The organism is Cupriavidus respiraculi (assembly GCF_914271545.1).
Classification (GTDB): Bacteria; Pseudomonadota; Gammaproteobacteria; order Burkholderiales; family Burkholderiaceae; genus Cupriavidus; species Cupriavidus respiraculi.
In genome coordinates this window covers 876736-889512 of sequence record NZ_CAJZAH010000001.1, presented here as the reverse complement: position 1 = coordinate 889512, position 12777 = coordinate 876736, and the positions used below count along the sequence as shown (strand labels likewise).

The window sequence follows — 12777 nt, the reverse complement described above, 5'->3', positions numbered from 1 at the left end:
TGCAATCCACGCCGCCGCACGACACGAAACATCCTTGCCTCCGCGGCGCGGAGGCAACCACTCGAAAGGTAACCGTCATGAATATCGATCCGTCCATGATTCCCCAGATGCCCATCGACCGGCTGGAGCCGGCTGTCAAGGCCCCATCGACCGGCGACGTGGACGCGTTCGCGGCCGCCATGTCGGCCAGCGTGCCGAAACCCGAGCAAGCCGCAGTGGAATCCATGCAGCGAACCGAGGCGGTCCTGGCGAAGAAGGCGGAGGTACTGTCCGCTGCCGATGTGCGCGACCCCGCGAAGATGCTGGGCGTGCAGAGGGCAATGCTGGAAATGCGCACGGACGTCGACGTGCTGGCAAAGGTCACCGGCGTGCTGTCGCAGGCGATCAACAAACTGACATCGATGCAATGAATTCGCTTTTGAAATTCGGGCTGCCGTTGGTGCTCGCCGCCGCGTTGGCGGGCTGCAAGATCACGCTCTATTCGAATGTTGGCGAGGCGGACGCGAACCAGATGCTGGCATTGCTGATGCTGCGAAAGATTCCGGCCGAGAAGGTGGTGGAGAAGGGCGGCACGGTGACGCTGAGGGTGGAGAAGGACGAATTCATCAATGCGGTGGAGGTACTGAGGCAAAACGGGTTCCCACAGAACAAGCGTCTCGGCATGGAGGACCTGTTCCCCTCCAATCAGCTGGTGACCTCGCCCGCGCAGGAGCGCGCCAAGATGTTGCTGCTCAAAGAGCAGCAGCTGGAAGGGATGATTTCCGCGATGGACGGCGTGATCAGTGCCAAGGTGTCGATCGCGCAGAAGACCGACGAGAACGGCAAGCCCACCGGCACGCCCTCGGCGGCAGTCTTCATCAAGTATTCACCCCAGTTCAACCTGAGTACCTACGAGGTTCAGATCCGCAGCCTGGTGCGCGATGGCGTGCCGGATATCGCGTCGGATCAGATCAGCGTCGTCATGCAGGCCGCCGACTACCGGTATCAGGAGGCCGCGCCCGTCGAGGCCGAGCCGTCCGCCTGGCACAGGTGGCTCGAAGCCAGCCCGCGGCAGGCGGCGATCGCCGTTGGCGGCGGGGTGCTTGCGCTATGCACGCTGGCTGGTCTGGCGGCATGGCTGGTTCGCCGCCGGGGCATGTCGCATGCATGACGCCGCGACTGAGGCCGGCGCCGGCGCGGTACTTTGTCCGGGCGTCCATCGCTTGCACGCACTGGCCTGGCAGCCGGGAGAATTCCTGCACGAGGACTGGTGGCGGCGCCTGGATCTGGGGCAATGGCGGGACGACTACCAACGCCATCCGGGATGCCGGCGCGCGCTGGATGCGCTGATCGTGCAGCGTCGTGGCTTTCCCAGCGCGGCGCTGCCGGGTGCCTTGACCGAGCAGCAGCTCCGGTTGCTCGGGCTTGAGGAGCGGTTGCCCACGCTGCTGGTGGCGCTTGGTCTGATCGCCCGTCGGCAGCCCGATCTGTTGTTGCTGCGGTCCTTTCGGCGGCACTTCGCCGACGTGTTGGGAGAGTCCGGCTGCGAGCAACTGGCGGCGTTGATGCCATGCGCGCGCGGCCCGTGGGCCAGCGTGGAACCCGAGCATGCCGTGGACGATATGCGCAGGCTTGGGCAAGCGTGGCTGGATGCGTCGATGCGGACCAGCGCCGTCTGGCAGGCCATGGCCATCCGCCTTTCCCCACCGGAAGTCCCGCCCGATCCGCTGCCGGACGGTCCGGCATTGCCGGTGCTGTTTCGGCTGGAGCGTTTGCTATGAATCCGTTTGGCATTGTCGTGACCAGGGTTCACGGGGATATCCCCGTGGGCGGGGTCATCCCCGCGCGGCAACTGGATCAGTACATCAGTGTGGCCGCCGTGGTCGAGCATGCGCGCGCCCGGGCCGCCGCCGTGCTGCGCCGCGCCCGCCGCCGCCGCGCCGAACTGGCCGAGGCCGCGGCGCAACGGCTGGAGGCGGCCCGCATCGAGGGCGAGGCGCGGGCGGAAGCCGCGGCACGAGCGGCCCACGATGCGACTTGCCGGGACGTGGTCACCTGGCTGGTAAATGAGCGCGAGCTCGAGGCGAGCGTGGCGGAGCGAATGGCGGAGCGGCTGCGCGCCTGGGTCGGCGAGACGGTCGCCGAGTTTGCCGGGCAGGCCGATCGAACGGCGTTGGTGGCCGCGCGCATCGAAGCCCGTATCAGGCAGCTTTCCGCGCATGGCATGTTCACAGTGCGTGTCTGCCCCGCCGAGTTCGACGCCATAGCGGGCCGGCTGCCGCGCGATGTTCGCTTCGAGCTGATCCTCGACCCTTCCCTGCATCCGGGGCAGGCGCTGCTGGACAGCCCATTCGTACAGCTTCGGATCGATCTTGAGCGCCATCTTCGCGAACTGCTGGCGGCTATCGGCGAGCGTGCCGAGCCGCCCGATGCAGGCGATCCTTCCTTACCCGGCGACGATGTCGCATGCAAGCCATGGTAGACGGCACGGGCTGGACTCCTGGCCTGCCGCCGGTCCGGCCGGTCCCACCCGCATCGCCCGCGCAACCGGGGCCACGCGGGGTTCCGCAGCAGGTCTATCCCGCCCGCTCGGCCATGGACATGGCTGCGCGAGCGTTGAACGCCGCGCGCAACATGCAGGTAGTCGCTGCCGGGGTCAATCCAAAGCTGCATGCGCTGCTGCGCGGCGCGCGGCGCAACGAGGCGTTGATGGCGCGTGCGCTGGTCGGACGGCTCGCCAAGGGAATGATGTCGCAGAAGGACTCCAGGCTGGAGCAACTGATGCTGCAGTTCGGCGACATCGAGGACGTGGACGAGCTGTTGTCGGCCATGGGCAAGGCGGCACTGAATCCATCGGCGTCCGCGCTGCTCCTGGCCGCGATGGCGCAACAGCACCGTGCGGGCAGAAAGCGGAGCCGGCTCGACGACGCGCTTGGCGAGCTGATCGGCGACGGCACGGACTGGGAGCTCGCAATGCTGGGCTGGCTCGAGTTCGGGCCGATGGACCGCGAACAGATGGCGCAACTCAAGGCCCTGTACCAGCGCACCGACGTGGTGAGGCAAGGCCTGTCCAGCTTTTTCCAGAAGCTGACCGGCGTGTCGCAGCGTCGCCGCAAGCTCAAGGTATTGATCCGGGCGCTGGGTGCGGAGCTGTCCGGCTGCGACGACGACCCGGCCGAAGGCACGCGTCTGGCCGCGGTGGTGCGCGATCTGAAGCGGCTGCTGATGTTCATCGGCTGCGAAGAGCAATGCGCCCGCATTGCCCGCGGTCTTGGTGAACCGGTCGTCGAGGCGGATACCGTGCTGGGCTTCCTGATCCGGCTGATCGACCAGGCATGGCTGTACGCCGACTGGATCGCGGCGGACTGTGCCGAGCAGAGACTCGGCGACGCGCGGGCCTATCGGCTAGCGCGGGGCATCACCGGCCTGGTCAAGATGCTTCCGGATCCTTGCTTTCGCGACGAAGACCAGCGGCGCCAGATGGTGGAGGCGCTGACCGAGTACGGCGAGCGCGAGGACGAGGCACCCATGGAGACGCCGTCCGGCGCCCCCGGCCAGTAGTCGATCCCCAATTCAGGTGAGTGCCCGATGTCGGGCTGCCAGGGCCCGGCGCACGATGGTGCCGGTCCACGTAGGGCGCGCCCGAGGGCTGTGGCTTGCCGGCGTAGTCCCCCGCAGTCGGATCAAGGATCAGGAATGGATATTCGAACGCAGCGCAATCTCGAGAAGCTCTTTCGTCTGATGGACGTGAAGCCCGTGACGATCGACCCGCATATCGAGATCGCGGATGGCGATATCCGCATCTTCGTCGAAGTGCGCGATGCCAGGGTGCTGCTGTCGGCCATGACCGCGGTCGAGCCGGCGTACGCGGACGCGGCCGTCCTTGCCGTGCTGTCGCGCTGGTCGCCCGCCATGTTGAGCGGCGTGCCGCTGCGGGCCTGCAGTCTCGAGGAGGGCGTGCTGGTATCGGCGGCCATGCCGCCGGGCAGCGGCGCGGAACTTTGGTATCGCGTTCACCGCGCGCAGCGCCGGTTGCTGTCGGCCTGCACCGCGGAAGACGCATGAAGGAGAAGGCATGAAAGGCATCAAGGTCGTGCTGCTGCTGCCGCTGGTCGCCGCCATCGGCGTGTTCGTACTGGTGGCGGTCACGGTGCTCTATCTCGCCTCGCTGGTCGCTGGAACGGCCTGGCGGCTGTGGGACGCCTCGCGCGCGCGCCGCGCCGCGGGCACGGTGAAGGATCGCGCGCGGTCGACGCCGGACGGCGACAAGCCGTGGGAGTTGCTGCCATGAAGCGCATCAGTCAATGGCTGATGGCCATCGGTGGCCGTCAGGACGTCGTGCTCGCGGTGATCCTGATGGTCGCGGTCTTCATGATGATCCTGCCGTTGCCGACGATCCTGGTGGACCTGCTGATTGCCATCAACCTGGGCATGTCGCTGCTCTTGCTGATGACGTCCATCTATGTGCGCGATCCGCTCGATATGTCGGCCCTGCCGTCGTTGCTGCTGATCACCACGCTGTTCCGGCTGGCGCTGACGGTGAGCACCAGCCGGTTGATCCTGCTGCAGCACGACGCCGGAGAGATCGTTACCGCGTTCGGCAACTTCGTCGTGGGCGGCAATCTGGCGGTCGGCATCATCGTCTTCTCGATCATCACGATCGTGCAGTTCATCGTGATCACCAAAGGCGCGGAACGCGTCGCCGAGGTCGGGGCTCGCTTCTCGCTGGACGCCATGCCCGGCAAGCAGATGAGCATCGACGGCGACCTGCGCGCCGGCACCATCGATCCTGCCGAGGCGAAGCGCCAGCGCCAGCTGGTGCAGAAGGAGAGCCAGCTCTATGGCGCGATGGACGGATCGATGAAGTTCGTCAAGGGCGATGCCATCGCCGGCATCATCGTGATCCTCGTCAATATCGTCGGCGGCATTGCGGTGGGCACCATGCAGCACGGCATGGGCGTTGGCAAGGCGCTCGAGCTCTATGCGGTGCTCTCCATCGGCGACGGCCTGATCGCGCAGATTCCGGCGCTGATCATCTCTATCGCCGCGGGCATCGTGGTGACGCGTGTGCCCGGCGAGAAGCGCGAAAACCTCGCGCAGGACCTGGCTACCCAGTTCTCCCGCCAGCCGCATGCGCTGATGATTGCCGCCGGCGTGCTGCTGGCCTTCTGCCTCGTGCCCGGTTTCCCGACGCTGATCTTCCTGCCGCTCGCCATGTGCGTGGCGGCGGTCGGCTGGCAGGCCCGTCGCCGCCAGAAGATGGGTGGCGCGGACGCCGACGGTGCGCCGGCGGCCGACGGCGAGGGCGCGGGACGAATGACACCGGGCGCCGAGCCGCTGACACTGAAGCTGTCTCCCGATCTGGCGGCGCTGCCCGGCATTGGCGATGCGCTGGAGAGGCTGCGCTGGCAGAAATTCGAATGGCTGGGCATCGCGCTGTCGAAGATCGAACTGCAGGCGGACTCGTCGCTGCCGCAGCGCACGTTCTGCGTGCTGCTCTACAGCGAGCCGGTGCTGCGCATCACCTGTCCCGACACGATGCTGCTGGTGGGCAAGCAGACGACGCCCTTGCCGCTGGCGGCCAGGGTAGACGAAATGCCGTTCGGCGGACTGACGCTGCAATGGGTCGATCCCCGCCACGAAGAGGCCCTTGCGCAGACCGGCTTACCGCTGTACCGCGACGCCGAGGGCATTCTTTATGCGCTGTCGCTGACCGTGGACCGCTTCGCCGACGAGTTCATCGGTGTGCAGGAGACGCGGTACCTGATGGATGCGATGGAAGCGCGCTATGCGGAGCTGGTCAAGGAACTGCAACGGCAGCTGCCGGTGAACAAGATATCCGAGGTATTGCAACGGCTCGTCGCCGAAGGGATTTCGATCCGCGACATGCGCACGGTGTTCGAGGCGCTGATCGAATGGGCGCCCAAGGAGAAGGAGACTGTCATGCTGACGGAGTATGTGCGCGTCGCCCTGCGCCGGCAGATCGTGGGCCGGCACACGCGCGGCGAGCCGCGCGCCAATGTCTGGCTGATCGGCGATGGCATCGAGAACATGATCCGCGACTCGGTCCGCCAGACCGCGGCCGGCGCCTATTCGACGCTGCACGCGGAGCAGGTCGAATCCATCGTGGCGCGCATCAAGGCCGGTATCGCCGGCCGCGAGGATATCGAGGGGGCCCTGGTCACCGCAATCGACGTGCGCCGCTTCCTGCGCAAGTTCCTCGAGCGCGAACTGTTCCGGCTGCCCGTGCTGTCGTTCCAGGAGATGGGCGACGACGTACAGCTTCATGTCCTGGGCAATATCGACCTGATCGGGGAATACGACGATGCGTATGCCTGATCCGGACGTGGTGGCGTCCATGATCGCGCCGACGCTGCGCTCGCGTGCCCCGGTGGAAGCCATCGAGCGCTTCGGCCGCGTGGTCGAGATCGGCCCGACGTTGATCAAGGCCAGCCTGCCTGACGCCGCGCTCGGGGAACTTTGCCTGATCGGGCCGTCGCTGCAGGCGGAAGTCGTGGGTCTGGAGCGCGAGATCGCGCTGCTGTCCCCGTTTGCCGAGCCCGCCGGCATGTCGTGCGGCGCGTTGGTCAGATCGCTCGGCACGGAGCATCGAATGGCGGTGGGACCGCATCTGATCGGGTCCGTGATCGATGGGCTGGGCCGGCGGCTGAGCGGACCACCGGTGCCCTGGCATTGCGACACGCGGCCGCTCGAGGCGGCGGTGCCCGATCCGCTGACGCGCCGACTGATCGATGAGCCGCTGCCGCTCGGGGTGCGTGCGATCGACGGCATCCTGACGTGCGGACGGGGACAGCGCGTGGGCATCTTCGCGGCGGCCGGCGGTGGAAAGAGCACGCTGCTCGGCATGATATGCGACGGCAGCCTCGCGGATGTCGTGGTGCTTGGCCTGGTCGGCGAGCGAGGGCGCGAGGTCCGCGAGTTTCTGGACCAGACCTTGTCCGCGCAGGCGCGGGCGCGTTCCGTGGTGGTGGTATCGACCTCCGACCGTCCGGCGCTCGAACGCCTGAAGGCGGTCTACACGGCCACCACGGTGGCGGAGTACTTCCGCGACCAGGGCCTGAACGTCCTCCTGATGGTCGATTCCCTGACGCGCTTCGCCCGTGCGGGACGCGAAATCGGGCTGGCCGCCGGCGAACGTCCGGCCGCCGGCAGTTTTCCCCCGAGCGTGTTCGCGCGCCTGCCGCGCTTGCTCGAGCGTGCCGGCTGTGCCGCCGAGGGCAGCATCACGGGCATCTATACGGTGCTGGTCGAGGGCGACGACATGACCGAGCCGATTGCAGACGAGGTCCGCTCGATTCTCGATGGCCATATCGTCCTGTCCCGCGCGCTTGCCGAAAAGAACCACTATCCCGCGATCGACGTGCCGGCCAGTACCAGCCGGGTGATGAACCAGGTGACCGCGCCCGAGCACCAGCAACTGGCGGGACGCGCGCGCCGCCTGCTGGCGCAGTACCGCGAGATCGAACTGCTGGTCCGGGTCGGTGAGTACCAGCGCGGCAACGACCGCGAGGCCGACGATGCGCTGGACCGCCGGGCCGCCCTCGAAGCGTTCCTGCGGCAGGGCACCCACGAGCGTTCCGACTTCGACACCACATTGGCGCAGCTCAAGCGCGTCGTGGAGGGGCCATGTTGAACCAGCTCGATCAATTGCTGGCCATCAAGAAATGCCGGGAGACGGGCCTGCGCCACCGCGTCCACCGCATCGAGCAGGAGATTGCGGAGCGCAACCGTCAGGCAGGCCAGGAGCGCGCCGACCGGGCGGCGCTGCGCGCCGAGTGGCGGGCGGCGAGCGAGGCGCCGCAATCGGTGTCCCCGCGCGCGTTCCAGGCGCTGAAGCGGCAGTTCGCCGCCTTCTACGAGCGCGAGCAGCGCATCACCGGCAAGTTGAAGGAACTGGCAACCGAGGTTGCCGGGCGCAGGCAACTGGCCGCGGATACCACGGCTGCGCTGACGCGCAATCTGCGCGGACAGGAGAAGTTGCAGACCGTCATGAAGGAGAGCCGATGACCGCCATCACGGTGAAGCGGGACGCCCAGGCCAGGCCGGCGCCCGACAAGGCACGCGAGCCCGGCCATCACGAGGCCGAGAGCTTCGGAAAATTGCTCGGGCCGCGGCGGCGCCGGGCCGCGAGCGGTGACGACGAATTTGCGCAGCTCGGGGGATTGCCACTGCCGTTCCCCGGCATGTGGCCGCTGACCGCGGTTCATGCGACACAGCCGTCGGACGACGCGGCCTGCGGGCGGAAATCGTCCACGCAGGCGCCGCCGCCACCCTCGGTGGAAGCGCCGGCGAACGCGGCGGCCGTGGAGGCAGCAGCCAATCCGGCTCGCCCGGTGGGCGCGGAACTCCGACTGCGCTTCACCCATGGAGCATGGGCCGGCCTGGAGATGCAGGCGGCGCTGCATGCCGGCGAGATCGTGGTGAAGCTGAAACCTGCCACACGGCTGCAGCAGAAGCGATTGACCGAGGCAAGCGCCGCGCTGTCCGGCCAGATCCTGAAAGAGAGCGGCGAGGCCGTGCAATTGGAGATAGCCGATGCTACTCGATGAGTGGAGCAGCAAGGAACTGGAACTGGCCCGCACCATCGGCGCAGGCCGCGCAGTGGGCGCCGGAACCGGCGGTCCCACGCTGGAGCACATGGAGGACGACCCGCTGTTGCGTCCATTGGGTGGCGCCCGAGGGCGCGGCGGCCGCGCAGCAGCGGGGTTTGCCGAAGCCGGGGACGATGCGGATTTCGATCCTATCGCCACGCTGGACCGTCTCGACACACTCGAACTATCCGGCGTGGGCGACGACGGCGACCTGCTGCCGTCGGCCTACGGACGGCGCGCAGAAAGGGGCGGAGGCGCGGGGAGCGTCGATGGAGAATGGGGGTTGGCGTTGGACCATCTCGTCTGCGGCGGCGACGGCATGGTGCTGTCGTTGCTGGTGGACCAGCAGCCAGCCCGCGCCTGGGTCGACGCCGATGCGTGGTGCGACTGGCTCCGGCCCCGTCTGCCGGTGCAGCGCGTCGACCAGATCCCGGCCGAGCTGATGCCTCTGCTCGGCGAGTGGGCTTTGCTGCCACTGCAGCAGCACGCCCGGACGGCGGGTTTGCGCGGCTTGCGTTTCGTGGGCGCGGAGGCCGGCCACTGTGCGCGCGTCGTCTCGCCGACGCTGACGCTGCTGCGCGACGGCACGACGCTGACGCTGCGGCTGCTGGACTGGCCGGCGAACTGGATCGAGGCGCTGGCGGGCACGATGGAGGACCGTCGCGCGCCGCTCGTGGTGCCGCCGATTCCCATGCCGCTGGCCGCCGGCTGGGTGCGATTGACCCGCTCCCGGCTGCGGGCGCTGCAGCCCGGTGACGGCATCGTGCTGGACCAGGCGCTGCCGGTGGAAGCCGGCCATGCCTGGCTTTTCGCCGAGCGTCCGCTCGCGCGGCTGCGCTTCGTTCACGACGCCTGGCGCATCGAATGCGCTTACCAGAAGGACCATCCCATGCAAGACCTGACGGACACCATTGCCACCGGCGAACCACTGCGCGACGAGGACATCGTGCTGACGGCGGTCGCCGAGCTGGGGCGCATGTCTCTTTCGCTCGATATCCTGCGCGACCTGCACGCGGGCCAGGTGCTGGACATCCCCCATGCCAGCCACGGCCGCGTGACCTTGACCGTCGCGGGTCAGGCGGTGGCGACCGGCACATTGCTGCGGGTCGGCGAGCGTCTGGTGATGCGGGTCGAGTAGCCGCGCGGCCAGCACGCCGGCTAGCGAACCATCGGCGTCGACGCCAGCCGGTGTCCGGATTCAGGCCTTCGCTCGATATCCCGGCAGGCGGCAGCCGCACAGAATGATCGTGCCCGCAACGAAGCCCAACATTTCGATGATCGATCATCCCCTGCAGTTGATTCTGCTGCTGTTCGTACTGTCCCTGCTGCCGCTGTTCGTGGTGATGGGGACCTCGTTCCTGAAGATCTCGATCGTGCTGTCGACGCTGCGCAATGCGCTTGGCATCCAGCAGATTCCGCCGAACATGGCCATCTACGGACTGGCGCTGGTATTGACGCTGTTCATCATGGCGCCGGTCGGCATCGCGGTCAGCGACAACCTCAAGCAGCACCCGATCAAGGTGGAAGCGCCGGATCTGTTCGACCAGGTCGAGAGCAAGGTGCTGACACCGTACCGCGATTTCATCAAGACCAAGGCCAGCCCGCAGCAGGTCAGGTTCTTCGTCGATATCGGCGACAGGATGTGGCCGGAGCCCTATCGCAAGCGCATTCCTGACGATTCGCTGGTCGTGCTGATTCCCGCTTTCACGCTGAGCGAGCTGATCGAAGCCTTCAAGATCGGCTTGCTGCTCTACCTGCCTTTCGTGGCCATCGATCTGATCGTCTCGAACGTGTTGCTCGCCATGGGGATGATGATGGTCTCGCCGGTGACCATTTCCCTGCCTATCAAGCTGCTCGTGTTCGTGCTGATCGGCGGGTGGGAAAAGCTGCTCGGCCAGTTGGTGCAATCCTATCTATGAGCAACGAAATCATTATCCAACTGGCATCCAACCTGCTTTGGCTGGTGCTGCTGCTGTCGCTGCCGGTCGTGGTGGTGGCCTCCGTGGTGGGCGTGATCGTCAGCCTCGTGCAGGCGCTCACGCAGGTGCAGGACCAGACGATCCAGTTCCTGATCAAGCTGATCGCCGTGTCCATCACGCTGGTGATGACCTATCACTGGATGGGCACGACGTTGATGGGCTATACCCGCACAGCGTTCGACCAGATTTCGGTGATGGGGAAATAGGGTGGAGGGGTGGCAGCACTTCGTGCCAACGCTCGCGCTGGCCATGATCCGCCCGCTTGGCATGCTGGTTTTCCTGCCGATGTTCTCCGCACGCGCGCTCGGCGGGGGGCTGATCCGCAATGCGCTGGTTCTGGTGATCGCGCTGCCCGCCGTGCCGATGCATCTGTCCACCGCATCGGGTTTTGCCGGCATGCCGGTCAGCACGGTGGCGTTGCTGGTGTGTCAGGAGGTCGTGGTTGGGGCGCTGCTGGGGTTCTGCGCCACCGTCCCGTTCTGGGCCATCGACATGGCGGGAACCATCATCGATACGGTCCGCGGCACGTCGATGGCATCGGTGCTCAATCCCATGCTGGAGGAGCAGTCGTCGGTCTTCGGCGTCCTCTTCTCGCAGGTGCTGGCCGTGCTGTTCCTGGTCAGCGGTGGTTTCAACACCTTGTTGACCGCGCTGTATGGCTCGTACCAGGCAGTGCCGCCGCTGACGGGCCTGCACTTTTCCAGCGCGTTTCCCGCACTCATCGAGAATCAGTGGCGCTTGATGCTGGACCTGTGCGTCGGCTTCGCGTTGCCCGCCATCGTCGTGATGGTGCTGGTCGATGTGGCGCTGGGTCTGGTGAACCGGTCCGCGCAGCAGCTGAATGTGTTCTTCGTCGCGATGCCGATCAAGAGCGCCCTCGCGCTGTTCGTGCTGGCGGTGGGCATGAGCTTCGCCATGACGGACTACCTCGCGCATTTCAATGCTTTCGGCGCCGTGGCGTCCGCACTGCTCGGATCGCTGCGATGAGCGAGAAGACCGAGCAGCCCACACCCAAGAAGTTGCGGGATGCCCGCGAGGAAGGGCAGATCGCCAAGAGTGTGGAGGTGGCCACCGGGGTGCAACTGGCGGTGCTGCTCGGCTATTTCTGGTGGCGGGGCGAGGATCTGCTTGATACCCTCGAGCAGATGTTCGAACTGGCCATCGGCAGCGTCAATCTGCCGCTCGACGTGGCCATGGACCGGATTGTCACGGGCACGGTATCGATGACGCTGTACTTGCTGTCGCCCATGGCCATTGTGCTGGCCATTGCTACCGTGGCCGCCGTGCTCGCCCAGGTGGGACCGCTGTTCGCGCCGAAGTTCATCCATCCCAAGGGCGATCGCATCAGTCCGCTGTCCAACTTCAAGCAGCTGTTCTCGCTGCGCTCGGTGTTCGAGTTCGGCAAGTCGCTGATCAAGGTCTCGTTGCTCAGCTTCACGTTCTATCTGCTGATGAAGCGCTATCTGAACTCGTTCCAGTTCCTGTCGCTGTGCGGCATCGAATGCGGCCTGCGCGTGACCGGGGTCCTGATTGCATGGCTGTGGGGAATCCTGGTGCTGTTCTACATCGGCTTCGCGGTGGCGGACTACGCCTTCCAGCGGCGCTCGCTGATCAAGCAGCTGATGATGAGCCGCGACGAGATCATGAAGGAGTTCAAGAATACCGAAGGCGACCCGCATATCAAGCACAAGCGCAAGGAGCAGCATCGCGAGATCCAGAGCGGCAGCCTTGCGTCGAACGTGAAGCGCTCCACCGCCATGGTGCGCAACCCGACCCATATCGCCGTCTGCCTTTACTACGTGCCGGGAGAAACGCCGTTGCCGCAGGTGATCGAGAAAGGCGCGGAAGACCGCGCGCGCCAGATGGTGGAAATCGCCGAGGAAGCGGGCGTGCCGATGGTCGAGGAGGTGTTCGTGGCACGGACGCTGTTCGCGCGCACGGACGTGGGCGATTACATCCCCGCCGAACTGTTCAAGCCGGTGGCGGACATTCTGAATCTGGTCAACGAGTTGCGCGAGGCCGAGGAAGACCTCGATATCGAGGCGGACGGTACGTGGGAGGCGGATGCGCCGGCGCCCGCCGATGACCGCCCGCCTCCGGGCAGCGATGCACCAACGACAGACCAACGATAGACCAAAGATGGATCAACGATGGATCAACGATAGACCAAGGACCGGTGCCGTATCGGCCAACGTCCCATTGAGCTG

Annotated in this window: 16 protein-coding genes; all 16 read left to right on the top strand. The window is 66.4% G+C overall.

Annotation, left to right across the window (positions count from 1 at the left end):
• Positions 1-77 precede the first annotated feature (77 nt).
• Positions 78-410, top strand: a complete 333-nt coding sequence (sctI, locus tag LDO27_RS03945; RefSeq protein WP_222206859.1) for a type III secretion system inner rod subunit SctI — start codon at positions 78-80, stop codon at positions 408-410.
• Positions 407-1150, top strand: a complete 744-nt coding sequence (sctJ, locus tag LDO27_RS03940) for a type III secretion system inner membrane ring lipoprotein SctJ (protein ID WP_224039811.1) — start codon at positions 407-409, stop codon at positions 1148-1150. Before sctI ends, sctJ begins: the two co-directional genes overlap by 4 nt.
• A complete protein-coding gene (locus tag LDO27_RS03935; RefSeq protein WP_224039809.1) occupies positions 1143-1760 on the top strand; it encodes a type III secretion system domain-containing protein in 618 nt (205 codons plus the stop codon). The genes sctJ and LDO27_RS03935 overlap by 8 nt, the downstream gene beginning before the upstream one ends.
• Entirely contained in the window at positions 1757-2461 is a 705-nt protein-coding gene (locus LDO27_RS03930; RefSeq protein ID WP_224039807.1) for a FliH/SctL family protein, read from the top strand. The genes LDO27_RS03935 and LDO27_RS03930 overlap by 4 nt, the downstream gene beginning before the upstream one ends.
• A gap of 152 nt (positions 2462-2613) precedes the next feature.
• Positions 2614-3540, top strand: coding sequence for a TyeA family type III secretion system gatekeeper subunit (locus LDO27_RS03925; RefSeq protein ID WP_224039805.1), 927 nt, complete (start codon positions 2614-2616; stop codon positions 3538-3540).
• 135 nt (positions 3541-3675) lie between these two features.
• Positions 3676-4044 carry a hypothetical protein gene (locus tag LDO27_RS03920; RefSeq protein WP_224039803.1) on the top strand — a complete coding sequence of 123 codons (369 nt, stop codon included), beginning with the start codon at positions 3676-3678 and terminating at the stop codon, positions 4042-4044.
• Between the two features lie 10 nt (positions 4045-4054).
• The gene (locus tag LDO27_RS03915) at positions 4055-4270 is read left to right on the top strand and encodes a hypothetical protein (RefSeq protein WP_224039801.1); all 216 of its coding nucleotides are present in this window, start codon (positions 4055-4057) and stop codon (positions 4268-4270) included.
• The gene (locus LDO27_RS03910) at positions 4267-6318 is read left to right on the top strand and encodes an EscV/YscV/HrcV family type III secretion system export apparatus protein (RefSeq protein WP_224039799.1); all 2052 of its coding nucleotides are present in this window, start codon (positions 4267-4269) and stop codon (positions 6316-6318) included. The genes LDO27_RS03915 and LDO27_RS03910 overlap by 4 nt, the downstream gene beginning before the upstream one ends.
• A complete protein-coding gene (gene sctN, locus LDO27_RS03905) occupies positions 6305-7633 on the top strand; it encodes a type III secretion system ATPase SctN (protein WP_290368797.1) in 1329 nt (442 codons plus the stop codon). Before LDO27_RS03910 ends, sctN begins: the two co-directional genes overlap by 14 nt.
• Positions 7627-8007 carry a hypothetical protein gene (locus LDO27_RS03900; protein ID WP_224039797.1) on the top strand — a complete coding sequence of 127 codons (381 nt, stop codon included), beginning with the start codon at positions 7627-7629 and terminating at the stop codon, positions 8005-8007. Before sctN ends, LDO27_RS03900 begins: the two co-directional genes overlap by 7 nt.
• Positions 8004-8549 (top strand): hypothetical protein, encoded by a 546-nt coding sequence (locus LDO27_RS03895; RefSeq protein WP_224039795.1) that lies wholly within the window; start codon positions 8004-8006, stop codon positions 8547-8549. The genes LDO27_RS03900 and LDO27_RS03895 overlap by 4 nt, the downstream gene beginning before the upstream one ends.
• The gene (sctQ, locus tag LDO27_RS03890) at positions 8536-9729 is read left to right on the top strand and encodes a type III secretion system cytoplasmic ring protein SctQ (RefSeq protein ID WP_224039793.1); all 1194 of its coding nucleotides are present in this window, start codon (positions 8536-8538) and stop codon (positions 9727-9729) included. Before LDO27_RS03895 ends, sctQ begins: the two co-directional genes overlap by 14 nt.
• A 130-nt stretch (positions 9730-9859) precedes the next feature.
• Positions 9860-10510 (top strand): type III secretion system export apparatus subunit SctR, encoded by a 651-nt coding sequence (gene sctR / locus LDO27_RS03885; protein ID WP_290368803.1) that lies wholly within the window; start codon positions 9860-9862, stop codon positions 10508-10510.
• A complete protein-coding gene (gene sctS / locus LDO27_RS03880; protein ID WP_222206833.1) occupies positions 10507-10776 on the top strand; it encodes a type III secretion system export apparatus subunit SctS in 270 nt (89 codons plus the stop codon). The genes sctR and sctS overlap by 4 nt, the downstream gene beginning before the upstream one ends.
• Positions 10777-10798: 22 nt before the next feature.
• Positions 10799-11557: a type III secretion system export apparatus subunit SctT gene (gene sctT, locus LDO27_RS03875; RefSeq protein WP_253074074.1), complete on the top strand. Its 759-nt coding sequence runs from the start codon at positions 10799-10801 to the stop codon at positions 11555-11557.
• Entirely contained in the window at positions 11554-12702 is a 1149-nt protein-coding gene (locus tag LDO27_RS03870; protein ID WP_224039787.1) for an EscU/YscU/HrcU family type III secretion system export apparatus switch protein, read from the top strand. Before sctT ends, LDO27_RS03870 begins: the two co-directional genes overlap by 4 nt.
• Positions 12703-12777 lie beyond the last annotated feature (75 nt).